This is a genomic window from Pseudomonas sp. GW101-3H06, from assembly GCF_059424605.1.
In genome coordinates, this window is sequence record NZ_JBWKZO010000002.1 from 235,432 (window position 1) to 262,048 (window position 26,617).

Annotated in this window: 25 protein-coding genes and 8 pseudogenes; 10 read left to right on the forward strand and 23 right to left on the reverse strand. The window is 59.1% G+C overall.

All coding sequences use genetic code 11. The annotated features are described in order from the left end of the window. Positions 1 to 166 precede the first annotated feature (166 nt). Positions 167 to 667 (forward strand): annotated as a pseudogene (locus AC07ZE_RS30260) (IS5 family transposase); the annotation flags it as partial. Positions 668 to 918: 251 nt separating this feature from the next. On the opposite strand, the gene AC07ZE_RS30265 reads toward AC07ZE_RS30260, so the two are convergent. Further along, positions 919 to 1,935, reverse strand: a complete 1,017-nt coding sequence (locus AC07ZE_RS30265) for an IS110 family RNA-guided transposase (protein ID WP_057978525.1) — start codon at positions 1,933 to 1,935, stop codon at positions 919 to 921. A 709-nt stretch (positions 1,936 to 2,644) separates the two neighbouring features. On the opposite strand from AC07ZE_RS30265, the gene ltrA reads away from it, so the two are divergent. From ltrA to AC07ZE_RS30290, 5 genes and pseudogenes are all read left to right on the forward strand, one after another. Continuing rightward, positions 2,645 to 4,150 (forward strand): group II intron reverse transcriptase/maturase, encoded by a 1,506-nt coding sequence (gene ltrA / locus AC07ZE_RS30270; protein ID WP_057978527.1) that lies wholly within the window; start codon positions 2,645 to 2,647, stop codon positions 4,148 to 4,150. Between the two features lie 72 nt (positions 4,151 to 4,222). After that, positions 4,223 to 4,676 (forward strand): annotated as a pseudogene (locus AC07ZE_RS30275) (IS5 family transposase); the annotation flags it as partial. A 511-nt stretch (positions 4,677 to 5,187) separates the two neighbouring features. After that, complete coding sequence (locus AC07ZE_RS30280; RefSeq protein WP_082631619.1) at positions 5,188 to 5,829, forward strand: cytochrome c peroxidase; 642 nt, start codon at positions 5,188 to 5,190, stop codon at positions 5,827 to 5,829. A 91-nt stretch (positions 5,830 to 5,920) separates the two neighbouring features. Next, the gene (locus AC07ZE_RS30285) at positions 5,921 to 6,667 is read left to right on the forward strand and encodes a DUF6969 family protein (RefSeq protein ID WP_057978529.1); all 747 of its coding nucleotides are present in this window, start codon (positions 5,921 to 5,923) and stop codon (positions 6,665 to 6,667) included. A gap of 76 nt (positions 6,668 to 6,743) precedes the next feature. Then, the gene (locus tag AC07ZE_RS30290) at positions 6,744 to 7,214 is read left to right on the forward strand and encodes an arsenate reductase ArsC (protein WP_057978531.1); all 471 of its coding nucleotides are present in this window, start codon (positions 6,744 to 6,746) and stop codon (positions 7,212 to 7,214) included. 55 nt (positions 7,215 to 7,269) lie between these two features. Here AC07ZE_RS30290 and AC07ZE_RS30295 read toward each other — a convergent pair. Beyond that, positions 7,270 to 7,605: pseudogene (locus AC07ZE_RS30295) on the reverse strand (oxidoreductase dimerization domain-containing protein); the annotation flags it as partial. Here AC07ZE_RS30295 and AC07ZE_RS30300 point away from each other — a divergent pair. After that, positions 7,582 to 9,083, forward strand: a pseudogene (locus AC07ZE_RS30300) (IS3 family transposase). The pseudogenes AC07ZE_RS30295 and AC07ZE_RS30300 overlap by 24 nt on opposite strands. Positions 9,084 to 9,121: 38 nt before the next feature. On the opposite strand, the pseudogene merP reads toward AC07ZE_RS30300, so the two are convergent. Further along, positions 9,122 to 9,367: pseudogene (merP, locus tag AC07ZE_RS30305) on the reverse strand (mercury resistance system periplasmic binding protein MerP); the annotation flags it as partial. Positions 9,368 to 9,380: 13 nt separating this feature from the next. Next, positions 9,381 to 9,730: pseudogene (gene merT / locus AC07ZE_RS30310) on the reverse strand (mercuric ion transporter MerT). Between the two features lie 71 nt (positions 9,731 to 9,801). Here merT and merR point away from each other — a divergent pair. Together merR and AC07ZE_RS30320 are read left to right on the forward strand one after the other, a co-directional pair. Next, positions 9,802 to 10,227 carry a mercury resistance transcriptional regulator MerR gene (gene merR / locus AC07ZE_RS30315; RefSeq protein ID WP_057978532.1) on the forward strand — a complete coding sequence of 142 codons (426 nt, stop codon included), beginning with the start codon at positions 9,802 to 9,804 and terminating at the stop codon, positions 10,225 to 10,227. 33 nt (positions 10,228 to 10,260) lie between these two features. Then, on the forward strand, positions 10,261 to 10,704 hold the full coding sequence (locus tag AC07ZE_RS30320; protein ID WP_057978534.1) for an oxidoreductase dimerization domain-containing protein: 444 nt from the start codon (positions 10,261 to 10,263) through the stop codon (positions 10,702 to 10,704). A 186-nt stretch (positions 10,705 to 10,890) separates the two neighbouring features. Here AC07ZE_RS30320 and AC07ZE_RS30325 read toward each other — a convergent pair whose 3' ends face one another. From AC07ZE_RS30325 to AC07ZE_RS30360, 8 genes are all read right to left on the reverse strand, one after another. Further along, positions 10,891 to 11,625: an ABC transporter ATP-binding protein gene (locus tag AC07ZE_RS30325; RefSeq protein ID WP_137807371.1), complete on the reverse strand. Its 735-nt coding sequence runs from the start codon at positions 11,623 to 11,625 to the stop codon at positions 10,891 to 10,893. Positions 11,626 to 11,627: 2 nt separating this feature from the next. Then, entirely contained in the window at positions 11,628 to 12,941 is a 1,314-nt protein-coding gene (locus tag AC07ZE_RS30330; protein WP_137807370.1) for an ABC transporter permease, read from the reverse strand. Beyond that, positions 12,938 to 14,146 carry an efflux RND transporter periplasmic adaptor subunit gene (locus AC07ZE_RS30335; RefSeq protein ID WP_138739390.1) on the reverse strand — a complete coding sequence of 403 codons (1,209 nt, stop codon included), beginning with the start codon at positions 14,144 to 14,146 and terminating at the stop codon, positions 12,938 to 12,940. The genes AC07ZE_RS30330 and AC07ZE_RS30335 overlap by 4 nt, the downstream gene beginning before the upstream one ends. Before the next feature lie 8 nt (positions 14,147 to 14,154). After that, complete coding sequence (locus AC07ZE_RS30340; protein ID WP_171017126.1) at positions 14,155 to 15,780, reverse strand: efflux transporter outer membrane subunit; 1,626 nt, start codon at positions 15,778 to 15,780, stop codon at positions 14,155 to 14,157. Continuing rightward, positions 15,777 to 18,320, reverse strand: a complete 2,544-nt coding sequence (locus AC07ZE_RS30345; protein ID WP_137807368.1) for a heavy metal translocating P-type ATPase — start codon at positions 18,318 to 18,320, stop codon at positions 15,777 to 15,779. Before AC07ZE_RS30345 ends, AC07ZE_RS30340 begins: the two co-directional genes overlap by 4 nt. Next, entirely contained in the window at positions 18,317 to 18,742 is a 426-nt protein-coding gene (locus tag AC07ZE_RS30350) for a MerR family DNA-binding transcriptional regulator (RefSeq protein WP_137807367.1), read from the reverse strand. Before AC07ZE_RS30350 ends, AC07ZE_RS30345 begins: the two co-directional genes overlap by 4 nt. A gap of 201 nt (positions 18,743 to 18,943) precedes the next feature. Next, the gene (locus AC07ZE_RS30355; RefSeq protein WP_137807366.1) at positions 18,944 to 19,804 is read right to left on the reverse strand and encodes a sterol desaturase family protein; all 861 of its coding nucleotides are present in this window, start codon (positions 19,802 to 19,804) and stop codon (positions 18,944 to 18,946) included. Positions 19,805 to 19,873: 69 nt separating this feature from the next. After that, complete coding sequence (locus AC07ZE_RS30360) at positions 19,874 to 20,191, reverse strand: DUF3734 domain-containing protein (RefSeq protein WP_404940909.1); 318 nt, start codon at positions 20,189 to 20,191, stop codon at positions 19,874 to 19,876. Here AC07ZE_RS30360 and AC07ZE_RS30365 point away from each other — a divergent pair. Then, positions 20,177 to 20,344: pseudogene (locus AC07ZE_RS30365) on the forward strand (transposase); the annotation flags it as partial. The gene AC07ZE_RS30360 and the pseudogene AC07ZE_RS30365 overlap by 15 nt on opposite strands. A gap of 121 nt (positions 20,345 to 20,465) precedes the next feature. Here the strand turns inward: AC07ZE_RS30365 and AC07ZE_RS30370 are convergent. The 11 genes and pseudogenes from AC07ZE_RS30370 to merF form a co-directional block, all read right to left on the reverse strand. Next, the gene (locus AC07ZE_RS30370; protein ID WP_259332071.1) at positions 20,466 to 20,807 is read right to left on the reverse strand and encodes a MerR family DNA-binding protein; all 342 of its coding nucleotides are present in this window, start codon (positions 20,805 to 20,807) and stop codon (positions 20,466 to 20,468) included. Next, positions 20,804 to 20,881, reverse strand: coding sequence for a MerR family DNA-binding transcriptional regulator (locus tag AC07ZE_RS30375; RefSeq protein WP_372242185.1), 78 nt, complete (start codon positions 20,879 to 20,881; stop codon positions 20,804 to 20,806). The genes AC07ZE_RS30370 and AC07ZE_RS30375 overlap by 4 nt, the downstream gene beginning before the upstream one ends. Positions 20,882 to 20,933: 52 nt before the next feature. Continuing rightward, positions 20,934 to 21,917: an NHL repeat-containing protein gene (locus tag AC07ZE_RS30380; protein ID WP_137807365.1), complete on the reverse strand. Its 984-nt coding sequence runs from the start codon at positions 21,915 to 21,917 to the stop codon at positions 20,934 to 20,936. A gap of 9 nt (positions 21,918 to 21,926) precedes the next feature. Further along, a complete protein-coding gene (locus AC07ZE_RS30385) occupies positions 21,927 to 22,820 on the reverse strand; it encodes a transporter (protein WP_137807364.1) in 894 nt (297 codons plus the stop codon). Then, positions 22,817 to 23,146, reverse strand: coding sequence for a heavy-metal-associated domain-containing protein (locus AC07ZE_RS30390; protein WP_202879044.1), 330 nt, complete (start codon positions 23,144 to 23,146; stop codon positions 22,817 to 22,819). The genes AC07ZE_RS30385 and AC07ZE_RS30390 overlap by 4 nt, the downstream gene beginning before the upstream one ends. A 140-nt stretch (positions 23,147 to 23,286) precedes the next feature. Next, on the reverse strand, positions 23,287 to 23,607 hold the full coding sequence (locus tag AC07ZE_RS30395) for a thioredoxin family protein (RefSeq protein ID WP_202879048.1): 321 nt from the start codon (positions 23,605 to 23,607) through the stop codon (positions 23,287 to 23,289). A gap of 132 nt (positions 23,608 to 23,739) precedes the next feature. Continuing rightward, positions 23,740 to 23,979 (reverse strand): EAL domain-containing protein, encoded by a 240-nt coding sequence (locus AC07ZE_RS30400; RefSeq protein WP_425312262.1) that lies wholly within the window; start codon positions 23,977 to 23,979, stop codon positions 23,740 to 23,742. Positions 23,980 to 24,107: 128 nt separating this feature from the next. After that, positions 24,108 to 24,344, reverse strand: coding sequence for a broad-spectrum mercury transporter MerE (gene merE, locus AC07ZE_RS30405; RefSeq protein ID WP_137807363.1), 237 nt, complete (start codon positions 24,342 to 24,344; stop codon positions 24,108 to 24,110). Further along, positions 24,341 to 24,704: pseudogene (gene merD / locus AC07ZE_RS30410) on the reverse strand (mercuric resistance transcriptional repressor MerD). The gene merE and the pseudogene merD overlap by 4 nt, the downstream one beginning before the upstream one ends. Positions 24,705 to 24,721: 17 nt before the next feature. Continuing rightward, positions 24,722 to 26,374, reverse strand: a complete 1,653-nt coding sequence (gene merA / locus AC07ZE_RS30415; protein ID WP_137807362.1) for a mercury(II) reductase — start codon at positions 26,372 to 26,374, stop codon at positions 24,722 to 24,724. Beyond that, positions 26,371 to 26,616 carry a mercury resistance system transport protein MerF gene (gene merF, locus AC07ZE_RS30420; RefSeq protein ID WP_137807361.1) on the reverse strand — a complete coding sequence of 82 codons (246 nt, stop codon included), beginning with the start codon at positions 26,614 to 26,616 and terminating at the stop codon, positions 26,371 to 26,373. Before merF ends, merA begins: the two co-directional genes overlap by 4 nt. Position 26,617: the final 1 nt, after the last annotated feature.

The window sequence follows — 26,617 nt, forward strand, 5'->3', positions numbered from 1 at the left end:
CGAGCGCAAATTCTCCCCACGACTCAACGTCAGACTCATTTGGGGCTATGCCGAGATAACGGAAAATTACGACATTAATTATGTAACATTATGATTTTGCTAGGGAATCTCCGAACAAGTCTTCAACTGTGCTGAAATACGCCTGACAACCTGATCCGAGCTGCCCATGAGCCAGATGAGCTTTTCCGATTTCGAATACGCCGGAAAACGTAAGCAGACACGCCGCGAACGCTTCCTCGCCGAGATGGATCAGGTCGTGCCCTGGACAGGCCTGCTGGGGCTGATCGAGCCGTTCTACCCCAAGGCCGGCGGTGGCCGTAAACCGTATCCGCTGGAAACCATGCTGCGCATCCATCTGTTGCAGAACTGGTTCTCCCTGAGCGATCCGGCCATGGAAGAAGCGCTCTACGAAATCACGCCCATGCGCCAATTCGCACGCCTGACGTTGAGCGCGCCGATCCCGGAAGACACTACGATCATGAACTTCCGGCACTTGCTGGAGAAGCATCAACTCGCACCTGCGATCCTCGCGGTCATCAACGGTTATGTACAAGAAAACGGCCTGTCGCTGCGTCAAGGCACTATCGTCGATGCCACCATTATTCATGCCCCCTGTTCCACCAAGAACGAGGAAGGCAAGCGCGATCCCGAGATACATCAGACCAAGAATGTATGGTCAGCCCGCCTCCTGCAACCCAGCTTTGATAAACGGTAAAGCATGCTTGCGCTAATGTATCCGGGCTCATGGTGAGCACAGTGATTAGCGCTCGGCCCTTGATGAGAAGTCGCTCCCCACTGTCCTTGATAAAGGCACCAGCTGCAAAAAAGCTATCTTGGTCTTCAGGATTTCAGTCGGGATGTCTGCCGTTTATCGTCATCATCACTGTCGTCGCAAAAGCCGGTAGTCACTCAGTTGGATCAAGCCATTTGTTGAACGTTGTAGCTCCCACCTCGGGCTAAGACAGCCCAGACGATTCTTGCCATTTTGTGGGCCAGCGCACAGGCGACCTTGTTTGGCGGCTTACGCGCCAAAAGGTTTCTCACCCAGGCCCCGAGGGCATCGTTTCGCTTTTCAATTCGGATCATCAAGGCGTGAGCGCCTTGCACCAGAAGGCAGCGCAGATACTTGTCGCCGCGCTTGCTGATGCCGAGCAAGCTCGTCTTGCCGCCGGTTGAATATTGTCGAGGTACCAACCCGAGTGAGGCGGCAAAGTCGCGTGAGCTTTTGTACGTCGAAGCGTCGCCAACGTCGGCCACCAGCGCGCTCGCGGTGAGAGGGCCGATGCCGGGGATGCTCAACAGGCGTATGCCTGCGGCGTCCTCAGACAATTGCTGCTTGATCTCGACATCGATCGCCTTGATATCTCTCGTCAGGCGTTGAATATCGAGCAACATTCGCTCAACCGCATTACACAGTCGAATCGGCAGCTCATGGCGCTCCATTAACGCGGGCACCTGTTCCAGAGCAGCATTCCCAATGGGGAAAATGATGCCAAACTCCAGCAGAAAGCCGTGCACCTGGTTGATGATTCGCGTGCGATTATCCACCCAAGACTTGCGCAGCTTGTGCTCAGTCGACAGGATCTGCTGCTCAAGGGTCTTTACCGCAACCGAGCGGGTTCTGGGGCGCGACGCGGCTTCGCAGATGGCCTCTGCATCGATAAAATCATTCTTGTTGCCGGTGACGTAGGCCTTCACATGCTGCGCTGCAATTAACTGCACGCGATGGCCTAAGCCTTCGATCTGCCTAGCCAGCCACTGCGAACCGCCGCAGGACTCCATGGCAATTTTGCAGTTCGGCAACTGCGCCAGATACGGCAATAACTGGCTGCGATTTAGTTTCTTGCGCAAGAGCTGATTTCCTCTGCCGTCCTGGCCATGCAGGTGAAAGGTGTTCTTGCCGATGTCGATACCCAGAAGCGTCAACGTACTCATGAGAGATCCTCCTTCGGTAAAGAGAGAAACCCGGTAAGTCTAGACTCACCGGATTTCTCGAACCGGGCTGACCATCTCATTAAGGTAATCAGTATTTCTTCGGGAGTGCGACCTGAAAGTCGCATGGGTTTCTGTTCCGCAGGTTAACGCCCGACGGAACCGATTGTTCCACCAATCGTTCCCTACCCAGACAGGCGTAGCCGGTAACAGCTGGGTCTGAAGCTCTGGGGACAATGTAACCGCCGATATTCACGGTAGGTCGAACCGCGAGGCAAGACCGAATCTGCCAGCATCAAGGCGGAGAGGTGCTAGGGATGAACAGGTACGGCTAACACACGTGAACCTCATATAAACGTCGTCAAAATAGCCAAGCCAAAGATGCTGACAGGCTTGAACCAAAAGGTATGCGGACAGGTAGGGGGTCTTACCAATACCCCCTCGTGGATGTGGTGCCGCCGGCGAAATCGAGGAGCCCGACCCGTTCGGAAATCCATGTGGAACAGGGTAAGCCCGTAGCGCTGCCGGTTTCGGCAGGTGAGCTGTAAAGCAAGCTGTTGGTGCTGCGGGTAAAGGAATGTGGAAAAAGCGAAGGTCGCCCTGTAATGGGGCGAATACAGGTTGAAAGATCATCTGGCGCGAAAGCGAGCAGACTTCCACAAGGTCTTCCATGGCGAAATAACCTGATCAATCGTTGTACGGAGGAAAGCAGATGGTAGTGCTCACATCCCATGCACAAGCAGCGGCGGGCACGGGTGCATCTTCGAACTTCGATTCGATCTGGCCCCTATCCTGGTGCCAAATCGAATCGCAAGTGAAACGACTCCAGGTACGTATCGCCAAGGCAACACGAGAAGGAAGATGGGGCAAGGTGCAAGCCTTGCAGCGGCTGCTGACTCGCTCGTACAACGGCAAGATGTTGGCCGTGAAACGAGTGACGGAGAATAGAGGCAAGAGAACACCGGGCGTTGACGGCAAGATCTGGTCAACCCCTGTGGCCAAATCGAAGGGAGTACAAGCGTTACAGCACCGAGGCTATTGCCCTCAACCGCTGAGACGTATCTACATACCCAAAAGTAATGGCAAGAAGCGCCCGCTGGGAATTCCAACGATGCGGGATCGCGCCATGCAGGCGCTGTGGAAACTGGCACTTGAGCCGGTGGCAGAAACGCGTGCGGATCCAAATTCGTATGGGTTTCGGCCACAGCGATCCACGGCCGATGCAATCGCACATTGCTTCAATGCACTGGCGAAACGCAGTTCGGCGCAATGGGTACTTGAGGGTGACATACGAGGCTGTTTTGACAATATCAGCCACGATTGGCTGCTCGCCAACATACCCATGGAGAAAGTGGTTCTGCATAAGTGGCTTCGAGCCGGGTATGTCGATCAGGGAGCCTTGTTCGCAACGGGGGCAGGAACCCCGCAAGGGGGAATCATCTCCCCGATACTTGCGAATTGGACGTTGGATGGGCTGGAGCATGTTGTCCACACAAGCGTGGCTTCGACGGACCGAAAGCGACAGCCATTCAAGATACACGTCGTTAGATATGCCGATGACTTCATCATCACGGGAACTTCGAAGGCTATCCTGCAACATCAGGTTCGACCTGCAATTGAGGCATTCCTGAAAGAGCGCGGCTTGGAACTCTCTGATGAAAAGACTCACATAACGCACATCTCGCAAGGCTTCGATTTTCTGGGCCTGAACGTACGTAAGTACGCCGGCAAGCTACTCATCACTCCGGCTCGCAAGAGTGTGAAAGCGCTTCTGGATAAGGTCCGGGAAATCACAAACGGAAACAAGGCGGCGACGCAAGCTAACTTGATCCTGGTCCTGAACCCGGTGATCCGGGGGTGGGCCATGTATCATCGCCATGTTGTCGCCGCCAAGCGTTTCGCGTGGATCGACCACCAGATTTGGCGAGTGTTATGGCGCTGGGCTGTCCGCCGGCATGCCATGAAAAGTGCCCATTGGGTAAAACAACGATACTTTCGTGTAGTGGGTCAACGGCACTGGATTTTCGCCAGCAAGGAAAAAGTACGTGGCATGAGTCAACCCGCTTGGCTTTTTGCCACCGCCAGTGTTTCGATTGTTCGGCATATCAAAATATGCAGTGCAGCGAACCCGTTCGACCCGGCATGGACGTCTTACCTTGAGCGCCGAAGAGCGCATCGTCAGGTAGCCCGGTCTCACTCAGGCTGCTGGAAGGCTTGAGCCGTATGAGGGGTGACTCTCAAGTACGGTTCTTAGGGGAGGCAGGAGTGGTAACACTCCTGCTTTACCCGACTGAAGGCCCATATTGGCGCCGATGCAGAGTCGGGATTGGTTCATCACGTCCATGGCACCGCCGCCGATGTGGCCGATGTCACACAGGTCGCCGAGCTACTGCATGGCGAAGAAAACGCGGTGTATGCGGACGCTGGATACACCGGTGTCGAGAAGCGTGAAGAGCATGAAAATCGTGAAGTGATCTGGCAAATCGCAGCGCGCCGCAGCACCTATTCCAAGTTGAATAAACGCAGCCTGCTGTCAAAGCCAAGCCCAAGATCGAGTACTGCAAAGCTCAGACACGGGCCAAGGTTGAGCATCGTTTCGGGTGATCAAGCGGCAGTTTGGTTACGTTAAAGTGCGCTTTCGTGGACTGATGAAAAACACAGCTCAGTTGACCACGCTGTTCGCCCTGTCAAACCTGTGGATGGCTCGAAAACAGCTGATGGGTATGGGCGAGTTGCGTGCTTAACACGGAAGACCAGACGAAATAGCCCTCAATACACGAAGCATCGGTCGTTTTTTGGCAAATAGCGGTGCGTCCCGAGGAAATTTCGACTTGCCGCCGCCGTTCGGCAAGTTGATCGGAGCATCCCTAGGATTTAAATATTTTTCTGTGTTGCCTTTCCTCGTTCGAAGTTAAGCCGTCTATACTGAAGCTTTTGCTTTTTATTGAGGGACGAACTCCATGGCCTCTCTGGAGCGGCCTGATAGTTCAAGTGCTTCACATCAGCCGAAGTATTTAAATCTAAATGATGATCTGATAGCTGATCTGCTATGCAAAATTCCTTGTTAAAGCTGCTGGCGAGCGGGCTGTGCTTTGAGCTAGAAAACGGCCGGGTCAAAAAATACCTGGCCATGATTCTCTCGTTCAAAATCTCCAAGAGAACCTGTAACGAATTGGCGATGGATTCATCTGACTCCTTGTAAATGACAGAAAAAGCCGTTGCTTTTTCTAGGATGGCTTACGTCGGGGAGTCACCATGAGCACGTTTCAGATATCCCAAAAAGCTCTCAACGCAACCATACCGCTGGCTTCAATGGCGTCCGCGGCAGTACTGACTATGGCCCTCGCTGAGCCGATAATGGCGGCCTCGAATGCAGCAAAGCCACCTTCAACCGAACTTTCCACACTATACACAGCGCAGAATGGTTACGCAGCCAACAAATATGCTGTGACACCCCCTTCACAGGGCACAAACCCTTGTGCAGCGACAAATCCATGTATTGCTAAAGCTTATCCTTGTTCCGCACAGGAAGTTAAACGGCCTGCTAACTACAAGCCCTATCAAGGCAATGAAAGTGAGCTTGTAACATTGGGGTCAAAACTGTTCAAAGACAAACTTCTGAGTAGCAACGGTCTCTCCTGCGACACCTGTCATCAGGGCCTAAATATGTTCCAGCCTTCCTTCTCCCGACCATATCCCCATGAAGTGATCATGAGTAAAAATCAGTTTGGGATGTCTCACGTGTTTCTAGATGAGATGATACAAGTCTGTATGGTGGCCCCTATGGCAGCTGCTCCACTCGAATGGGAGTCCAAAGAGTTAGCTGCATTGGTGGCATACATAGAAACATTACAGCGGCAATTTAAGCCAAATCCTCCTGCGGCAAAGAGTCCTTAGGCCAAAAATGGATCTCTAGTCGAGCAATCACATCGTAGATACCAGATTCAGAGGCGTAGCCTTTCGTAACCACTATTCTCAGGATTAAAAGATGAACGACCAGCCCACAGGATTCAGTTCGGCATTAGCTGAGTTACCTATCCCCATCGTGCAAGTCGGTTCGATTTCACAGGCATCGCGTCATGAGATGCTTTCAGCCTCCAAGGTCATTGTCGATTGTCAGCGAGCACTAAGTAAAGCCGGTTTCAACGTGGTGGGGGAGGTGATTAAGGGGCATGAAGGTTTTTTCGAGATGAACCATTATCCAGACGGTGATGTGTTCGATCAGGAGAGCCACGCTCAATACTACTACCACGCCCATCGAGAGGGTGGCCTTGAGCATGGACATTTCCATACCTTTATGCGTGCACAGGGCATCGCTTCAGGCGTGACCCCCATGGACTATCCTCAGGCCAGCGAAGAGTGGCCGCGAGGCGACCAAGCGATTGCTCATCTGATTGCAATCTCGATGGATCCATGGGGGCTACCAATTGGACTTTTTGCTTGCAACCGCTGGGTGACAGGTGAAACTTGGTACTCTTCAACCGACACGATCAATATGCTGAAAGATTTTTCAGTAGATCATGCTTATCCGTCCTGGCCGACCAACCTCTGGCTGACCTCAATGCTGAGACTGTTTCGTCCACAGATTGAGGCGCTATTGACCCATCGCGATATGGTGGTAGGAGCGTGGCAGCATATGCATCCAGAACACGATGCCCTAGAAGATCGAACATTGGAGATTACAGGTTATCTGAGCATCTCCGTCGAGGAGTGGGTCAGCGCACTGCAAGCCTAGCGCTGAGCGGTTTGAACTGCAGTTGTTTTGGCGATACTCGTGCCAACATATTTCACTATGTATATGAGTTTCAACGATGAAAATCTTATTTGTCTGCACCGCCAACAGTTGTCGCAGTATCCTCTCCGAAGCCATCTTTAATAGTGTCGCCCCCTCTGGAATGCAAGCGTTCAGTGCGGGCAGCCATCCTTCCGGCTTAATTCATCCGCAGAGTCTAAAGGCGCTTAAACGCGAGGGGATCATCGCCGAAGAGTTGTTCAGTAAGTCAATCGAAATTCACCGTTTTCTTGATCCCGATTTCGTCATTACTGTATGCGACAAAGCGGCTGCAGAGGCTTGTCCAATCGTGTTTGGTACTGCGATAAAAGCCCATTGGGGGCTGGCAGATCCATCCGACATTAGCGGATCACCGGATCAAATCAACGATGCATTCGATGCGACCGTAGCGCACATCAAAAAACGAGTAAACTTGTTCATGGCGATACCGCACAAACAACTTAACCGAGAGCAACTCATGGCTGAGATGACGCTGATCGGCTGCCTATGAGGTTTTTGATCGTATAAAGATGCTTTGCCCACGAAACCAATTTTCGATTGTTCTGCTATCCGGCACAGCATGACAATTGCTTGACGTCCTTTGTGAAGGTCTGTGCACAGAGCTTGAGTCCCTCAACCATTGTCAAATATGGGAACAATAGCTCAGCCAGGTCGTTCGCCGTCATCCGGTTACGAATGGCCAGCACGGCGGTCTGAATCAACTCGCCCGCTTCTGGCGCCACGGTTTGAACTCCAATCAGTCGCCGAGAGCTTGCCTCAACCACCAGTTTGATGAAGCCGCGGGTGTCAAAGTTAGCGAGCGCACGAGGCACATTGTCCAGGCTCAGGGTACGGCTGTCGGTTTCGATATTTTGTGCATGGGCTTCGGCTTCGGTCAGGCCGAGGTTGCTCGGCGCGAAGGGGTCAGCGACATGTCATTGGCCAACTGGCGCAGAAAGGCCAGCTCTGAAGGAAACGCAGTGCCCGAGAACATCCCATCGGCCCAGAACTGGACAGCCGAAACCCAGTTTGCGGTCGTCCTTGAAGCCGCCGGCTTGTCCGAAATTGAGCTGGGTGAATACTGCCGCCGTAAAGGCCTGTACCCGGAACAAATCAAGGCGTGGCGGTAAGCCTGCATCAACGGCCAGAAGGCAGACAAAGCCCAGCAAAAAGACGATCGCGAACAAGCCCGTAAGGACAAGAAACGCATCCAGGAACTTGAGCGCGAACTGCGCCGTAAAGATAAGGCGCTGGCTGAAACCGCTGCGTTGCTGGTGCTACGAAAAAAGCTCAACGATTACTGGGGGATCGACAACGAGGACAACTGACGGCCTTGCCGGAACGGCAGTTACTGGTGAGCTGGTTAAGTGAAGCCATCGCGGTTGGAGCCCGAAAGCTCAGGGCCTGCCAGGAAGTCGGCCTCTCACTCAGAACCTTGCAACGATGGACCGAAACCGAGGCTGTTCAGGCTGACGCCCGAACAACCACCGTGCGACCAACGCCGCGCAATGCATTGAGCGAGGTCGAACGGCAAGCGATCATGAACCTGTGCAACAGCCCGGCCTACGCCCATTTGCCGCCCAGCCAGATCGTACCGAGGTTGGCCGACCAACAGCGCTATCTGGCGTCGGAAGCGACGTTTTATCGGGTACTGCGTGCGGCGGGCCAACAACAGCATCGTGGTCGTAGCCAGCGCCCCAGGCGCCACGCCACGCCGACGACTCACGCAGCCAAAGGTCCCAACCAGGTGTGGTCGTGGGACATCACGTACCTTCCCTCGCCAGTGCGTGGTAAGTATTACTACCTGTACTTGATCGAGGATATTTACAGCCGCAAGGCCGTGGGCTGGGAGGTTTACGAAGAAGAAAGCGGCGAGAAGGCGGCTGCGCTACTGCAACGTAGCGTGATCGGCGAGCAGTGTTTGCACGAGCCACTGGTGTTGCACTCGGACAATGGTGCACCGATGAAATCGCTGACGCTGTTGAGCAAAATGCATGACCTGGGAATCACGCCGTCCCGTGGCCGACCGCGCGTGAGCAATGACAACCCGTACTCGGAATCACTGTTCCGGACGTTGAAATACTGCCCGCAATGGCCAGCAGAGGGCTTTGCCAGCCTGGACGCCGCACGAGGTTGGGTAAGGGATTTTATGCGTTGGTATAACCACGAGCACCGGCATAGCCGGATCCGCTTCGTGACACAGGCAGAACGGCACCAAAGGCAGGATCAGCAGATCCTGGCTCGGCGTCATGAGCTGTACGAACAAGCCCGGGAGAAAAACCCTGAACGCTGGTCTGGACGAACGCGAAACTGGGAGCCAATAGGAACGGTGATGCTGAACCCGGATCGGGAGCAGCAGGTCGAGAAAAGGGCGGCATAGTTAGACGGTTGACGCGACAAGTACCTTGAAAAACGCCGGTCCTCGTTCGCCTTGGTCAACTTCTGGACGCTGGTTTTGGCATCGTCGAAAGTGACAATGGCCTCATACTTGTCGAAACTCACGTCGGTCTTGCTTACACCCTCGACTTTCGAGATGGCTTTTTTGACCGTGATTGGACAGGCTGCGCAGGTCATGCCTGGTATGGACAGCGGGACGGTTTGATTGGTGGCCAACACGGGGGCAACGACGGCGACGAGAGCCTGGGAGGCAAACAGTTTTTCCATGGTGAACTCCTGATTAGTAAAAAAATGGCATGACATAGGGAAAACTAAGCGCGACTAAGACCAACACGGCCACGATCCAGAAAATGAGCCGGTAGAGGGTGCACACCTGCGGATTGCGCAGACCTCATCTGGACTACCGGCTGCGGCCGGTCGGAAGATGCGACGCCAGGCAAAGAACAGCGCCACCAACGTCGCGCCGATGAAGATTGGTCGATACGGCTCCAACACCGTCAGGTTGCCGATCCATGCTCCGCTGATTCCCAAAGCGACCAGGACTAGCGGCCCAAGGCAACAGGTAGAGGCGAGGACGGCGGCCAGCCAGCCGGCGAAGAACGCTCCGCGCCCGTTTTGTGGTTCAGACATGCGTTTGTCCTTTTGAATTTGGAATGGATAGCGTAACCTTACTTCCGTAGTTATGTACGGAGTTAGGCGATATGCAAACCATTTTTGAGAATCTGACCATTGGCGTTTTTGCCAAGGCGGGCGGGGTCAACGTGGAGACCATCCGGTTCTATCAGCGTAAGGGCCTGCTACCGGAGCCAGATAAGCCTTACGGCAGCATTCGCCGGTATGGCGAGGCAGATGTGACGCGGGTGCGGTTTGTGAAATCAGCTCAGCGGTTGGGCTTTAGTTTGGACGAGATCGCAGAGCTGCTGCGGCTGGACGATGGCACTCACTGCGAAGAAGCCAGCAACCTGGCTGAACACAAGCTCAAGGACGTTCGCGAGAAGATGGCCGACTTGGCACGCATGGAGTCGGTGCTGTCCGAACTTGTGTGCGCCTGCCATCTACGGCAGGGAAATGTCTCCTGCCCGTTGATCGCGTCGCTACAGGGTGATGCAAGCCCGGCTATGCCTTAACGTACGATTTTCCCGGTATCGGGAGCAAACCCCTTGTTGGAGAAATTCCGCCGGTTTGAGCTTATAACCCCCATTTGGGTTGACGATTTTCTACGCACCAGCAATCGGCGCATTTATGCGGTCGGCGATGTTTGCCTGGAGCACAAGTTTACCCATACTGCCGAGGCATCGGCGCGGATCGCGGTCCGTAATGCGCCGTTTCCCGGCCGCCAACGGCTGAGTGCATTGACCATACCCTGGTGCGCCTACACCGATCGGGCCATTGCCGACAACGAGGAGGCCAGTTTCGTCAAGATCTATGTCCACGAACGTAGCGACCGCATCCTCGGTGCGACGATAGTTGCCCGGCATGCCGGCGACATGATCAACGAGATCACCCTGGCGCTGGTTGCCAGGGTCGGTCTGCGTACGCTGGCCCGCGTCATCCACGACTATCCGACCCAGGCCGATGCGATCAAACAGGCCGCGGACGCCTAAACCGCACGCGTCTGACCCCGCTGCTACGGTCATTGCAGCGGCGCTGGTAGCAGCGCTGACAATTCTGTCGACATGTCGGCGCGCATGGCCAGTTCACCGACGCTCCAACTGCTCATGCGAGCTCCTTGCACCGCGACTTGCCCAAGATCGTGTTGTCGCCGCATCCCGGGTTCGCACTGCCGGCACTCATCGCTCAGGGCCCCGCGATGGTTCCTGAGCTCCGGTCGGTGCATCGGATATGGCATCGACAATTCGACCATCGATGACTTGGACCACACGATCGACTTCCTTGATCAAGCGGTGATCGTGGGTGACCACTAGCACGGCCGCATGTTGTTCGTTGGTCACCTGCCGCAAAAGACGCATGACATTCAACGCGCGTTCCGTATCCAGGCTGGCCGTGGGCTCATCGGCGAGGATGATTTTAGGGTTGTTGGCCAGCGCGCGGGCGATGGCCACTCGTTGCTGCTCGCCGCCGGACAGCTGGTTGGGATGCAGGTCGGCGCGGTCGGCGATGTCGAGATAGCCCAGCAACTCCCGCACCCGCGCTTCGGCATGCTGGCCGCGAACCCCCGCCAGATGCAGGGGCAGCAGGACGTTTTGACTCACGGTCAGGAACGGGATCAAGTTGGGCGACTGGAAAATGAATCCGATCTTCTCGCGCCGCAGTCGTGCCAGATCCGGCTGCTTGCCGTCATAAATGTTTTCCCCGTCGATCCGCAGGCTTCCGCCGGTCGGCGTGGTAACCAGCCCGAGGATGGTCAGCAGCGTCGTCTTGCCCGAACCGCTGGGACCCATGATCGCCCACAGGTCGCCCGGCCGCACGGCCAATTCGACGCCCTTGAGTGCCTCCACCTGGGTAGGGCCGCGCCCGTAGACCATCGACAGATTTTCGGCGTGGATGGCGTAGTTGGCAGTCATGCTCAGCCTCCCCCCAGCACACTGCGCGGATCGACATGCATCGCCCGGCGCACGGCAAGCACGCTGGCAAGCACGACGACGATCACCATTGCCACCAGCATCTGGGCGATATCGCCATAGGTGGCGAGCACGCGCCGCGGAAAGTACGGCTCGATCAGCAGCTCCAGGGCGCTGCCGACCAGGGTGCCCACGAGGCCCATGAACAAGGCCTCCTGCAGGATCATGCGATACACCACGCCGCTGGGCGCACCGAGCAGCTTGAGCATGGCGATCTCATGTAGTTTGTCCAGCGTGAACGTGTAGGTGATCAGTCCGATGACGATGCCCGCGATCAGCACCAGGATGTCGCGGAACAGCGCCAGCTGAAACAGGATCAGGCGGTTGGAGCCCATCAGCTGCAGGTTCACCGCCTGCGACGCAGTGTAGACCTGCAGGTGCTGCCAGTGGGTGATCCGTTGCGCGACTTTTTGCGCCGATGCGCCGGGTACCAGCTTGACCGCGATTGCGTTGATGAAACGTGTGCTTGTGGCCATGGCGGCCGCCGTGGTCGCTAGTGGTGCGGCCAGCCGCGGCTGGGTGGCAGCCAGCTCCGTGAACGGCTGCGCAACCGAGGGACGTTGACTGCGCAACAGGTTGGGGTCCTGCTGGAAAATGATGTTCTGCGCGTCCACCAGCGTGGTGTAGATCACTGGGTCCGCGGTGAAACCCACCATGTTTTTGGTCAGCCCCACTACCGTGTAGTCAAAGTTGCCCAGGCGCATCCTCTGCCCGAGCTGGAAACCGGTCTTGACGTCAGCCACGATCTCGTAATGACTGGACTCGATGCCGCGGCCGGCTACGATCACCGGCGGCCCGCCTATTTTTCCGCGCTGGTAGCCGATCACGATGAATCGCTGCAGTTTCGGCATGGCCATCCAGCCGGGCTCGACCATGCTGGCGGTGTTGAGCAGTGCGTTGATGTACATGAACTTCATCAGCCGGGTAGGGTGGGGCATCACTTCCACGTGTTCCCACGCCGTCGCCAACGGACTCGCCTGTGCCACGCCGGGGATCGCCTCGATCGCGTGATAGACCTGCTGCGGCAGGCGAGATGTCTCGACAAACGGCCCGAGCGTCCCTCCTTGCGGGTGGGCACCATAGGCCTGTACCACCCACAGGTCCGCCCCCGTCTCGTTGATGATGGTGGCCGAGTCGAGGATGACGCCGCGGATGATGCCGCCGATTGCCATCACCACCATGATCAGCAGCGACACGCCGAGCGTGGAGCTGAAGAACTTAAAGCGGTGGTAGCTGATGTCGCGAAGTGCAAGATTCACGGTGCCATCCCCATCCCCATCCCCATCCCCATCCCCATGCCCATCGACATCGCGGCCTTGACCGGCTCGGGACGTATCGTTTCACCGGGCCTCAGCCCCATCGGCATCAGCACCACGCGATCGCCGGCATGGAGATCGTCACCGACGACCGCCACCTTTGACGACCGCGCGCTGCGCGCCAGCACGGTCACACGCACGCGGTGAAGTGTGTGGTCGGCGCCAACCACCCATACGAACAGATCGTTGCCCATCGGCATCAGCGCCATCTGCGACACCACCAGTGCATCTTTCGCTTCGCCGGTGCGGATGTAGACGTTGGCCCACTGGCCGAGCTGGAATTGGTCGGCCGGGATGCTGAAGCTCACTTCCACCACGGTTTCTTCGGTCGCCGCATCTGCGCGGGGGCGGATGCGCAGCACGTGCCCCGGCAACGGCTGGCGCTCGCGGCCGCGCAGGATGACCGTCGCCACCTCACCTTTGCGGATGCGTCCGGCGACATTCTGGTCGACAAAGGTATCCACGTAGATCAGATGGGTGTCGGCGATCGTGAACATCGGTTGGCCAGCGACCACGGAGGCCCCCGGCACCACCCAGCGCTGGGTGACTATGCCGTCCGACAGAGAGGGGATGCCGGCCAGCGACAGTTCGTATGTCGCCTTGCCGAGCTCCGCCGCGGCGACGCGCGCAGCACTTTGCGCCACGGCGTTGCGCTCGCGGTATTGCTGCGCTTCCTCGACACCGACGGAACCGGAGGCCACAAGTTGTTTCTCCCGGGTCCATTCGCGCTGGCGTTGCTCGGCGTTGATGCGGGCAGCGTCCAGCCGCGCCTGGGCGACCTCGACCTGATGGCGCAGACCATCCTGGTCGAGCGTGGCGAGGATCTGGTTCTTGCTGACGCTGTCGCCCTCCGCGACGAAGACTTGCTCCACCCGTCCGGTGATTTTCGAGGCAATATTGGCCAGCGCATCGGCCGTCACCGTTCCGGAGCCTTTCACTTCGTCGACGACATTGCCGCGCTGCACGGTGGCCACCGAAACGCTAGGGGGTTGCATCACAGTCAGTCGCAGCAGCAACCCGAAGGCGACCAGCACCAGCAGCACGATCCCGATTCGCAAGGCACGGCGAGCACCCTGGCGCGGTCTTTTGCCGTGCGCAGTTCGCATCGATCCGAAAACGGTGCGGATTTTTTGGACAAGAGGTTTCATTGGCGTATTCACTGGTTCGGTTCGAGGGTGCGTCGACGATCAGGCACGGCGGATGATGAGGGTTGGCGTGTCGGGTTGGCGCGTTGGTCGGGGGCGCCGGCATCGCGCCACCATCCGCCACCCAGGGCCACGAACAGCTGGGCGCTGTCCAGGTAACGTTGCGCCCTGACCTGGACATACGACACGCGCTGCTGCTGATCACGGCGTTCGGCATCGAGCAGGGGCAGCCGGCCGGTCTTGCCCAGTGCGTAACGGCGTTGCGCCAGATGCAAGGAGTCGTCGGTGGCGTCCAGCGCCTGGCGCTCGGCCTGTACCCGTTCGGCATCGTGGCCGAGCGAACGCAGCAGGTCGGCCACCTGGCCAAGTCCGGTCAGCACGGTCTGCCGGTACAGCGCCAGCTCGGCGTGGAACTGATCGATCGCTGCCCGCTTCTGCGCGGTCAGCGCACCGCCATGAAAAATCGGTGCAGTGATACCGCCGAACAGCGTCCAGACCAGGTTGGAACCGCCGCCCAGCGAGCTGGTGGCAAGCGCCGCCGTGCCGACCGACGCAGATAAGGTGAAGCTCGGATACATCTGCGCGTCGGCAACGCCGACCGCCGCACTGGCGGCGTGCAACCGGGCCTCGGCGGCGAGAATGTCGGGGCGGCGCTCAGCCAGCGCCGAAGGCAGCCCGACCGGCAGCTCGGCCGGCAGCGTGAAATCGGCCAGGTCGAAGTCCGGCGGCGAGAACGAGGCTGGCGCCACACCGACCAAGATGGCGAGCGCGTCCTGCGCCACGGCCACCTCTTGCCGCATCGGCGGCAGAAGGGCACGGTCATTCGCGAGCTGAGCCCGGACGGTCAATACGTCATCCCGGGCCAGCTTGCCATCGGTGTATTTCTGCCGCACCAGCGCGAGGGTTTTTTCGTCGGCGGCGACGGTGGCGTCGAGCGCCGCGATCTGCTGCCGGGCCGCCGCGATGGTGAGCGTCTGATGGACGACATTGCCGGTGACGGCCAGTTGCGCCGCTGCCAGTTGATACGCCTGGTTCTGCGCCAACGCCTGCTGCTGTTCCACCCGCCGACCGGTGAGGCCGAACACGTCGGGGGTGAAACTTGCGGTGGCGCCGGCCGAGTAGAGGCTGTAGGTCGGCAGATCATGGTTGGGCCGAATACCCAGGGCAAACGGCGGCCCCTTTTGCCGCTCGGCCGAAGCGGAAGCATCGATCTGCGGGGCATAGGCCCCGCGTGCTTCGGCCACCACCTGTTGCGACTGCAGCAGTCGGGCCTGGGCCGCCGCGATGGTAGGACTGTTGGCAATCGCCTGGCGCACCAGACGGTCCAGTGGTGGCGAGCGGAACAGTTGCCACCAGGCGGCCGGAATTGCCTGCTCGACGCTGACCCGCTGCGCGGGCTCGCCGGCATCCGGCTGCAGATGCGGCGCGGTCGCTGCCGACGTATAGGCCGCCGCCTGCGGCGGATCGGGGTGCACGAAATTCGGTCCCACCGTGCATCCCCCCAAGGCCGTGGCCAGAACGAGGGCCGTCAGGCGCAAAGGTTTGGCGGGATGTCGCCGGGACAGATTGCTGTACGTGGTCACTGGAAGTGGGGTCTGATGATCGATTGCAAGGCACTTGCTGGTACGTTCTATCACAACGTCACCTTGCGCAGGCGCAACGCATTGCTCACCACCGACACCGAGCTCAGGCTCATGGCCAATGCGGCCACCATGGGTGACAGCGTGATGCCCAGTACCGGATACAGCACACCGGCCGCCAGCGGTACGCCGACCGCGTTGTAGATGAAGGCGAAGAACAGGTTCTGGTGGATGTTGCGCACGGTGGCACGGGACAACGAGCGTGCCCGCGCAATGGCACCCAGATCGCCCTTGATCAGAGTCACCTGCGCGCTTTCCATCGCCACGTCGGTGCCGCTGCCCATTGCGATGCCCACGTCCGCCGCCGCCAACGCGGGCGCGTCGTTGATGCCGTCGCCGGCCATCGCCACGCGGCGGCCCTCGCTCTTCAGCCGGGTCACCACCGATGCCTTGTCGGCGGGTGTCACATCGGCATGCACCTCGTCGATGCCCAGTTGGCGCGCCACCGCACTCGCCGTGGTCGCGTTGTCGCCGGTCAGCATCACCAGGCGCAGGCCGTCGGCATGCAGCGCCGCAATCGCTTTCGCCGTGCCCGGTTTGATCCGGTCGGCGACCGCGATCAAGCCGGCCAGCACCCCGTCGACGGCGAGAAACATCACCGTAGCGCCGTCGCCGCGCAGCGCTTCGGCCTGTTGCGTGGCCTTGTCGTCGGCGTTGATCTTGAGTTCGTCGAGCAGTCGCGCATTGCCCAGCGCCACCAGGCGGCCGTCGACACGGCCCTGCACGCCGCGACCGGTCAGGGTGCGGAAATCCTCCACCGTGGGCGGCGTTTCGCCGTCGAGGGCATTGACGATCGCTCGCGCCAGAGGATGCTCGCTGGGCTGCTCCAACGCGCCAGCCAGCAGCAGCAGGCGTTCGCGCGGCAGTTCGCCTAGCGGCAGCAGTTCGGTCAGCGCCGGCTTGCCTTCGGTCAGCGTGCCGGTCTTGTCCAGCACCAGGGTGTCGATGTCGCGCAGCGCCTCGATCGCGCTGGCATCCTTGAACAACACGCCGTTCTGCGCACCGCGGCCGCTGGCCACCATGATCGAGATCGGCGTGGCCAGCCCCAGCGCGCACGGGCAGGCGATGATCAGCACCGACACCGCCGCGATCAACGCATGCGTCAGCTTCGGATCTGGACCGAGCCAGGCCCAGCCCGCGAACGCCAGTATGGAACAGGCGAACACCGCCGGCACGAACCACGCCGCAACGCGATCGGCCACCCGCTGCAGCGGCGCGCGGCTGCGCTGCGCCTTGGCCACCAGCGCCACGATCTGCGCCAGCATCGTCTCGCCGCCGACTTTTTCCGCACGCATGGTCAACGCGCCGTCCTGATTCACGGTGCCGCCGGTCACCGGCTCGCCCTTGGTCTTGCTCACCGGCATCGGCTCGCCGGTGAGCATCGATTCGTCGACATGGCTCTCGCCGTCGAGCACCACGCCATCGACCGGCACCTTTTCGCCGGGGCGAACGCGCAGGGAATCACCCGCATGCACCTCAGCCAGTGGCACGTCGCTCTCGCTGCCGTCGTCGGCCAGCCGATGCGCGGTCTTCGGCGCCAGCCCCAGCAGCGCCTTCAGCGCGGCACCGGTACGGCGGCGCGCGCGCAGCTCCAGAAAGTCGCCCAACGTGACCAGGGTGACGATCACCGCAGCGGTTTCAAAATACACGCCGACCTGGCCGTGCACGTCGCGAAAGCTGGCCGGAAAGATCCCCGGCAGCACAAATGCCACCACGCTGTAGAGCCAAGCCACGCCGGTCCCCACGCCGATCAGCGTGTACATGTTCGGCCGCCAAGGCCTGAGCGAATTCCAGCCGCGCTGGAAAAACGGCGCCCCGCCCCACAGCACCATCGCCGTCCCCAGCACCGCCTCGACCCAGTGGGTTATCCCATCCCATGGTGACGGCAGCTGCCAGCCGAATAGGTGCGGTCCCATCGCCAGCAGGAACACCGGCAGCGTGAGGGCCACCAGCAGCCAAAAGCGGCGGGTCATGGCGCGCACTTCGCCGCCGTCGTTTTCGTCCTCTCTGGGCAGCATTGGCTCCAGCGCCATGCCGCACTTGGGGCACTCGCCGGGTCCGACCTGCTGGATCTCCGGGTGCATCGGGCAGGTGTAGATCGCCCCCGGGGCCGCGTGACCTTCGAGCCAGGCCAGTGGTTCGGCTATGAATTTGTCGCTGCACCGCTGCCCACAGAAGTAGTAAGTGTGACCGGCATGTTCAACATGCTGCTTGGCGGTGTGCGGGTCCACCGTCATCCCGCAGACCGGATCCTTCTCTTGGGTGAGGCTTGCTGCGGCATGATCGGGCGTCGCGACCGTCTCGCCGGCGCAGCAGCTACCCGCCGCAATCTGCTTGCCGGAAGCCACCAGATACGATGCCGGTGCCGCCTCGAACTTCGTCTTGCAACCGACGGAGCAGAAATGGAACGTCTGCCCGTCGTGCATGCTGACGTGTTTTGCGGTCGCCGGATTCACCTGCATCCCACACACCGGATCGATCGCCATCGCGTCCGCCGACTGGCTGGCACCCTGGCAACAGGCTATCGGTTCGCTCATGACGACATCTCCTCATGGGTTAGCACCCGCAAGCTCGGGCAATGGTCGGGTGCGCCGTGGCCGGGACAGGACTCCACCCGTTGTGCAAGCCCATCGCACACACGCTGCAACTCGGCAATGCGGGCATTCAGCGCCACCAGCCAAAGCTGTGCGCGCTGCTTCACTGCAGCCACCCCCTTCTGGTGGTTATGCGGGAGCGTGAGCAGATCGAGAATCTCCTTCAGGGTGAGGCTCGGATTTATGGCCCGGCGGTTAAAGCGCAGCTGCGCGATCGCTCCATCCCCACAACTTCGATAGTTTGAGGCACGTCGCGGTGGCTTGGGCAACAGCCCCAAGCGTTCGTAATAACGAATCGTGTTGATCGCCACGCCAACGCGCTTGGCGACGGCACCGATGGTGAGTGGAGCAGTTTGTGTGTTCATGCCGCGAGTCTGGGCCTTTGACCAAGGTCAGAGTCAAGGGCCTTGCGGCGCGAAAATTTCATAGCGCTCGCGAAAGCATCACGAAGCGAGTGTCACCCCGCCCGAACGGGCGACCATCCATGACAATCGCCGGGCTTTGAGTCCGGGGTGGCAGCGCACCTCCATGACGCGTCAATGTGCCAGCTTCGCTTTTGCGGTCGTTCACGGGATGTCTGCACCACCCGGGGCCTCGGGCCGCGCATTGATCGGATAGCTGTTCACCGGCCCGCGCGTCGGTTGCCACAGCATGCGGTCAAGGCGCAGCTCACGTGGATCGCGGAACTGGTTGATGCCGATGGTCATGCCGGCATGGCCGTCGCGCGGCTGTGCACGATAAGTGCCGAACAGCCGGTCCCACCACGACAGGTTGAAGCCGAAGTTGGAGTTGGTTTCATCCGGGTGCCACGAATGGTGCACGCGATGCATGTCCGGCGTGACCAGCAGCCAGCGCAGAACCGCGTCCAACCGCCGAGGCAGACGCGCGTTGGCGTGGTTGAACATGGCAGTGGCATTCAACAGCACCTCGAAGAGCAGCACCGCGATCGCCGGCGCACCCAGCGCGACGATAACGCCCAGCTTGAGCATTAGCGACAGCACAATCTCCAACGGGTGGAAGCGCGTCCCGGTGGTCAGGTCAAACTCGAGATCGGTGTGATGCATTCGGTGCAGCCGCCACAGCAGTGGCACCGCATGAAAAATCACGTGTTGCAGATAGATGGCCAGGTCTAGCAGCAGAATCGACGCCACCACCGCGAGCAAGCCCGACACGTCCAGCGCATGGAACGCTCCCCAGCCGTGGGCATCGGCATACAGCGTCACGCCGACAGCGGCGGTGGGGAATATCAGTCGCACCAGTACGCTGTCCAGCACGCCAATGCCGAGGTTGGGGGGCCAGCGCTGCCAGCGACCAATGGATTGGCGCCGCTTGGGTGCGAGTACTTCCCACAGCGCCATCACGGCGAAGATGCCGGTAAAGGCACCCAGGCGTATCGCGGACTCGTAGGTGAGCAGGAATGACGTCACGGTCGAATGTTCCGGTTTGGAGAGACCCTGAGGCTACGCTTCGACATCATAGCAACCCCTGCAAACAGCTCAACGGTGTACGACGATACTCATTCCGGTATCGACAGCTTCATTCCATGGTGCCGCCGCCATCTGGCGACGTGCAAAATCGCGCCCCGCGATACCTGTCGGGATGAAGTCCAGATCCTTGAGGCGATCATCATCTTCCCGTGCGGGCGCCTGCAGCGAAATGACGTGCATCAACGTCCCGCGGTTCAGCGACAACAAGTCCCTCACGGCAGGCTTTCCGATATGGCTCTCCGGCAGCAGGTTACCCAACTGGCGCACAACATGGCGCAGGTGATGGCTCACCCGGTTTTTTGGCGGACGCGCAGCGCCGCCTATCACCCCGAGGTGCTGCTCAGTTTGCTGGACTATGACTATGCCATCGGCACCTTTTCCAACCGCAAGATTGAACGCGCCGTTTACGACTCGCTCGCCTTTTTCTACCTCGCAGCCGGCAGCCACCCCGATCACGACACTCTGGCCAGCTTCCGCCGACTGCGCTGTGCGTGAGCGACCTCGTTGTCGCCAAGTTTTGCGGTTGCAATGGCGCGTAGCTGTTCTTGCGCGGCTACGCATTTGTCGCATCCCTGCGCGGCAATGAGTTCGATCTTGACACTCATCGGGCCGCCTCGGCGAGACTGTTTTCCAGCGCCACCAGGATGGGACAGTTGTCGGTCACTGCCTCGCCGCCTTCGCAGCCCTGTATCAATTCATCGAGGGCGCACGATATGGCCTGCAAGGCTAGCAGTTTGTGCTCGATACGCAGCTTCTTCTCGATGCCTAGACTGCGCACGTCCTCGCAAAAGGCGCTACCGGTCTGCTTCAACGTCAGAAGCTCGTGAATATCCGACAACGTGAATCCGCAGTGTTGGGCATGTTTGATGAAGCGGATACGACGCACGGCTTCATTGTTGTATAGACGGTAGCCCGCAGCGGTTTTCGATGCGGGTGTGATCAGGCGTGCTTTTCGTAGTAGCGCAGCGTATCCGGACTAACTCCCGCCAGCGCGGCTACTTTACCGATGGTGTACATGGCTTTCTCCAATTGGTTAGCGACAATACAAACCCTGGAGTACGCACCATGGTCAAGGCTTTGCCGGAGTCCACTTTTCAATTCGGTTATTGGCGAAATCGACCGCGAATATCGTTCCGTCGCTGGCTGCGGCAACCGCGATGGCGTGCTCGAACTGACCCGGGCCGCTGCCTTTTCCGCCGAAGCTCGTCAAAAACCTGCCTTCCGCGGAGAATTTTTGAATTCGATGATTGTAGAAGTCGGCCGCAAAAACATTACCTTGCTGATCGACGGTCACGCCGGTCACGGTTGCGAACCAGCCGTTGAAGGGGCCGAAAATGTTCATGGCGAACGGGCCGCCCCACTTGCCCAATGACGACCCGTCAGGTCCAAAGGACTGTATCCGATCATTGTAGCCGTCGGCCGTGTAGAGGGTGCCGTTGGGGCCGAAAGCGACGTCCGTGGGATAGTTGAACTCGCCGCCCCGGGTGCCTATCTTGCCGGTCGTTCCCCATTGGCGCACGAAGCCGCCGTTGGCCGTAAGCTGCTGGATGCGCTGATTGTAGAAATCGGCCACTACTATATCGCCGTCACGCGCTACCGCTACCCCGCCAGGCGCATTGAATTCTCCGGGGCCGCTACCGGACTTGCCAATCAGGCGCCTGGACTGGCCGTCGAGGCTGAAAACCTGAATCCTGTCATTGAAGTATTCGGCCACGTAAAGCTCACCCTGGTGGATAGTCAGATTCATCGGGCGGTCGAGCTGGCCCGGTTTCTTCCCGGGCGTCCCGAATTGGCGTTTGAAATGGCCGTCACGATCGAAGACCTGGATGCGGCCATTCCGCGAGTCGGCAACAAACACTTCGTCGGCGGTGACGGCGATTCCGGTCGGATCGTTGAACTGGCCGGGCGCGCCGCCTTTCTCGCCCCACGCCGTCACAAAGGTGTAGGGCGGCTCCTTGGCCGACGGCACAAAGGCCAGCCAACCGGCAGCGAGTAGCGCTGCCGATGCGATCACGATATTTTTAGCCCATTTGGCTGCCGATCGAAATTGCATGGTTTGGTCTCAGAAGTTGACGCGAAAGCCGGTGGTGAAAACGTAATCGTTCTTCAGCGCCGTGCCGTTGAGATGCTGGCTGGCGGGAATCTGAACGCCGGCCTCGACTATCCATTTTTGGGTCACGTATTGCAGTCCGGGTGTGATGAACAGCGTGGTGCCCCCCGAATTCGGGTCGTCGGCTCCGCCGCTGCGATCCCGGGCCGAATGCACGAGATTGGCTTCGAGCACTCCATACAGAAAAGCGGGAACACCCGCGCCCAGGCTGCGCGGCCACAGCCGGTACTGGAATGAGGTGTCGAGGCTGGCGACATTACCAGCTTGAAAGCCGTTGGCGTCGGTGTTGGCCTTGTAACTCACCTGGCTGTCGATCTCGAAATCCAGCGTCTGATAGGTGAGCACAGCGCCACCGAGCACATCCCATGAACCGGAACCAAGTTGGACCGGCGGAGGCAAGCGCCCCACACCGTCGCGGGCATTATCCTCACCAGTTGGTGCCTTCACGCCCAGGAACGGTGCGATACGGAAAGTTTTCCCCTGTGCGTTGAATTCATAGGCGGTGTAGCGGCCAAACACCGTGAGATCGCCAACGCCCGATTTCTGCCGGGATAGATCCTGCCCGCCCTTGCTCATGTCCAGACGCTTGTCGAACCAGGGCAGCATGCCGAACAGCGCGAAGTCCCGCGTCACGCCATAGCCCAGCACCGATACCAGGGCGCTTGCTTCCATGTCGTGCCCAGCCGGCGTCGGGTCGTCGGCGCTCTTCATGAAGACAAACTGCTCGCGCAGGACGTAGCCACCTTCGCGCACTGGCAGCGCCGTGTTGAAGGTGATCGGCGCGCTCCATGCGGTTCCAGCCGTTAGGCAAAACGTCGCCAACCCTGTCTTCAGCACGACCTTCATTTCGTCTGTTCCGCCGGGGCGGATTGAACCGGTTCGAGTTTGCGTAGACTGAAACCGGCAGCTTTTACCGCCAGTTTAGCTGCGGCCTCGTTGAGCGGTGCGCCGTTCTTCATGGTGACGGTCACAGTGCCGTCCTTGATGTTGGTTTCAAGACTTTCGACGCCTTCGACGGCGTTCAGTTTTTTCTCGATGCCATAGGCGCAGAACGGACAGGACAGGCCGTCTACGTACAACCGGTAGGTGGGCGGTGCGGCCAGTACGCCGGTTGCCATCAGGGCGATGGTCAATGTGAGAAACATACGCTGTGTTGATGCTCTGAAATTCATGATATCTCCCGTCATTTAAAGTCAATAGGGACATAAGAACGATAACCCTTGGAGTAAGCACCAAGGTCAAGCGTTTATCCAAAGAAATTACTGGCGCGCGGCATCCGGGGAGCGGCCGTAACCCTTCCCGTGCATGCTGTCTAGGCTTGACCGAGGTCCGCGGCGCGAAGCGCCTGCTCTTCGACGCCAGCGTCTGAACAACAACACGAAGCCAACTGGCCGTTTATGGCGACTGCTGGCACCGAGCGGACACCCAGATCATGGGCACGTTTCGCCACATTGATGTCGTTCATATCGAGAGTTGAGAGATCACACGAACTGCATGCGATGTGATTGTCGAATTCGATGGCGGTTTGGCAGGCGGGACAGCCCGCGTTAAAAACTTCGACTTTGCGTTTGGTAGTCGTGATATTTCTCCAGGTTAATGAGGTAACGGTGCGCGAGAACGAACAACCATACAGGCTGTGTGAAAACCTCCGGCGCTGGTTGAAACCTTGAAAAGAGGTCCAAAAAACGCATTTCTATTTAAAATCCAGGTCTGAACCTAGCAATGAATTACAGATTTCACGTAGACGCGCGGACTTCAGTTTCGGTCAGCCCGATCTCCAAATAATCGGCGGCACTTGACCATCGAAATCTGCTCCGACTTGGCGTGCGGATACATTGACGGCCAGACGGAACGGCCTCCATTGCAGAGGTAGCCAGTCGTGCATCTGGCGACAGGCTTCGTGTAGCAGCCATGTGCCAATTTCCGGCATCAAACCGGGCGATTCCACCACGGGCAGGAACTGACCCGGCAGTAACAAGCCGAGACTTGGGTGCCGCCAGCGCACCAGTGCTTCCGCGCCGGCAATCTTGTCTCTGGGCAGATCGACAATCGGCTGGTAATGCAGCTAAAGCTGCCCGCACACAACCACCTACGCCAGTTGCGCCGTAGTCCATTCGGCGTGTGGGATATCGCTCATGATCGCCCCATGAAGACTCGTAGCAGTCGTGCCACGGACAGGACAAACAAACCGGTCAGTGCGAGTGCCGCGATACCCCAGTGTTCACCAATGAAGGCGCCGGCTGTCGTACCAGCCAGAACAATGGCGAAAATGGGTAGATGGCAGGGGCACGATAGAACCGCAAGCACACCCCATAGGTGAGCGGTGATTGGCTTACCTGCTCCATCGGGCAAATGCTCGGGATTGTTCATGTCAAAACCGCTGTTTCATGTGCCATTTCGCTCGACTGCTCTACCAACTGCGCATCCAGGCCAGCGGGCGCCTGACAGCGGCACTCAACAAGCTTGCGTATGTCAACAAGCTGCACTGTCGCAGCCTTCCTATTTTCGGTGTCCATCGCACGGAACAGCGCATTAGCATGTCCAGGCCGATACCAGCCTCAAAGGAGGATTGCACGAAACGCAAGCGCCGCAAGGCTGTCTTGTCGAACAGACAATGTCCGCCGAAGTTCGTGCTAACGGTAGCAGCAACCTGCGCAGCATGTAATTGCGCACGATATGCACACTAACGCCCGCGCCATGTGCTAAGCGGGGAACTGTATAAGTGCTCACTGAACACCTCCTTTTCCTCAACCCGCGCAACAGGACAGTTGTTTCACATCCTTGCTGAAGGTCTGTGCGGCGAGCTTTAGCCCCTCGACCATCGTCAGGTAGGGAAACAACTGGTCAGCCAATTCCTGCACCGTCATGCGGTTACGTATGGCCAGCACCGCCGTCTGGATCAGCTCGCCCGCGTCCGGGGCTACCGCCTGGACGCCGATGAGCCGTCCGCTACTTTCTTCGATGACCAGCTTGATAAAACCGCGTGTGTCGAAGTTGGCGAGCGCACGAGGCACGTTGTCGAGTGTCAGCGTACGGCTATCGGTCTCGATGTTTTGTGCATGCGCTTCGGCCTCGGTCAGGCCCACAGTAGCAACTTGCGGATCGGTGAACACCACCGCTGGCATTGCGCCCAGATTGAGGGCAACATCCCCGCCTGTCATGTTGATGGCCGCGCGGGTGCCGGCGGCCGCTGCGACATAAACAAATTGCGGCTGGTCAGTACAGTCGCCAGCAGCATAAATGTGTGGCGTACTGGTGCGCATGCCTTTGTCGATGGCAATGCTGCCCTGCGCATTGACAGCCACGCCCGCCGTTTCCAGCGCCAGGCGGCGTGTATTTGGTGTCCGGCCGGTAGCGACCAACAGCTTGTCGGCATGTACTTCGCCGTGTTCCGTGGTGAGCACGAATTCATTGTCTGAATACGCTACATTGCGGGCCTGTGTGTGTTCCAGTACTTCGATGCCCTCGGCACGGAAGGCGGCTGTGACAGCCTCGCCGATTGCCGGGTCTTCGCGGAAGAACAGCGTGCTGCGGGCCAGGATCGTGACCTGACTGCCTAGCCGGGCAAAGGCTTGCGCCAGTTCCAACGCCACCACCGACGAGCCGATCACGGCCAGGCGTTCGGGAATGGTGTCGCTGACCAACGCCTCGGTGGAGGTCCAGTACGGCGTGTCTTTCAGGCCGGGGATCGGCGGAATGGCTGGACTGGCGCCGGTGGCGATCAGGCAGCGGTCGAATGCCACTGTACGCTCACCGCCTTCGGTCATATGTACAACGAGGTGTTGGCTATCCTTGAAGCGGGCTGCGCCGCGCAGTACGGTGATGCTCGGATTACTTACCAGGATGCCTTCATACTTGGCGTGCCGCAGTTCATCGACGCGCGCCTGCTGCTGGGCCAGCAGCTTGCTGCGGTCAATCACCGGCACAGTCGCCGCGATGCCGCCGTCGAATGGGCTTTCGCGGCGCACATGGGCGATGTGGGCGGCACGGATCATGATCTTGGACGGCACGCAGCCGATATTGACGCAAGTGCCGCCGATGGTACCGCGCTCGATCAGCGTGACCATCGCGCCTTGCTCGACGGCCTTCAGCGCCGCTCCCATAGCGCCACCGCCGCTACCGATGATGGCAATGTGTAAACCGCTCCCGGGCTTGTCGGTTGCCGGAATCTTGCCGGAGTCGCGTTTATTGGACCCCTCATCGAAAGCGGCCCGATAACCCAGCGCTGCGATAGTTACCAGCATCTGGTCGCGACTGGCGCCAGTGTCAGCCAGTACCTGCGCCTTGCTCTCGGGATAGGACACCAAGGCATGGCTTACGCCGGGAAGTTTTTCCAAAGCGTCCTTGACGTGCGTGGCGCAGGACATGCAGGTCATCCCGTCTATAGTTATTGCAATCATTTTTTTCCTCTTATTCCACTTGGTGGGCAGCAAGCATCGGCTTTGCGTTTGCGCCGGACTGCGTAAATGGTCAAACCGATGAATACTAAAAGGGCGGGCATCAGTACGTAGTCCAGATATCCGGTGAGGGCGGACAAGCCGACAACACCGAGCAAAATAACCAGAATCGGGGTAAAGCAGCACAGCGCTACCAGCACCGCGCCAACCACGCCGACACGCATCAGTGTTTTCGGATTTTGCATG

Coding starts and splice junctions, on each gene's coding strand:
- AC07ZE_RS30265 (WP_057978525.1), bottom strand. CDS start 1,935: ATGAGTACGTTGACGCTTCTGGGTATCGACATCGGCAAGAACACCTTT.
- ltrA (WP_057978527.1), top strand. CDS start 2,645: ATGGTAGTGCTCACATCCCATGCACAAGCAGCGGCGGGCACGGGTGCA.
- AC07ZE_RS30280 (WP_082631619.1), top strand. CDS start 5,188: ATGAGCACGTTTCAGATATCCCAAAAAGCTCTCAACGCAACCATACCG.
- AC07ZE_RS30285 (WP_057978529.1), top strand. CDS start 5,921: ATGAACGACCAGCCCACAGGATTCAGTTCGGCATTAGCTGAGTTACCT.
- AC07ZE_RS30290 (WP_057978531.1), top strand. CDS start 6,744: ATGAAAATCTTATTTGTCTGCACCGCCAACAGTTGTCGCAGTATCCTC.
- merR (WP_057978532.1), top strand. CDS start 9,802: ATGCAAACCATTTTTGAGAATCTGACCATTGGCGTTTTTGCCAAGGCG.
- AC07ZE_RS30325 (WP_137807371.1), bottom strand. CDS start 11,625: ATGACTGCCAACTACGCCATCCACGCCGAAAATCTGTCGATGGTCTAC.
- AC07ZE_RS30335 (WP_138739390.1), bottom strand. CDS start 14,146: ATGAAACCTCTTGTCCAAAAAATCCGCACCGTTTTCGGATCGATGCGA.
- AC07ZE_RS30345 (WP_137807368.1), bottom strand. CDS start 18,320: ATGAGCGAACCGATAGCCTGTTGCCAGGGTGCCAGCCAGTCGGCGGAC.
- AC07ZE_RS30350 (WP_137807367.1), bottom strand. CDS start 18,742: ATGAACACACAAACTGCTCCACTCACCATCGGTGCCGTCGCCAAGCGC.
- AC07ZE_RS30375 (WP_372242185.1), bottom strand. CDS start 20,881: ATGTACACCATCGGTAAAGTAGCCGCGCTGGCGGGAGTTAGTCCGGAT.
- AC07ZE_RS30380 (WP_137807365.1), bottom strand. CDS start 21,917: ATGCAATTTCGATCGGCAGCCAAATGGGCTAAAAATATCGTGATCGCA.
- AC07ZE_RS30385 (WP_137807364.1), bottom strand. CDS start 22,820: ATGAAGGTCGTGCTGAAGACAGGGTTGGCGACGTTTTGCCTAACGGCT.
- AC07ZE_RS30390 (WP_202879044.1), bottom strand. CDS start 23,146: ATGAATTTCAGAGCATCAACACAGCGTATGTTTCTCACATTGACCATC.
- merE (WP_137807363.1), bottom strand. CDS start 24,344: ATGAACAATCCCGAGCATTTGCCCGATGGAGCAGGTAAGCCAATCACC.
- merA (WP_137807362.1), bottom strand. CDS start 26,374: ATGATTGCAATAACTATAGACGGGATGACCTGCATGTCCTGCGCCACG.
- merF (WP_137807361.1), bottom strand. CDS start 26,616: ATGCAAAATCCGAAAACACTGATGCGTGTCGGCGTGGTTGGCGCGGTG.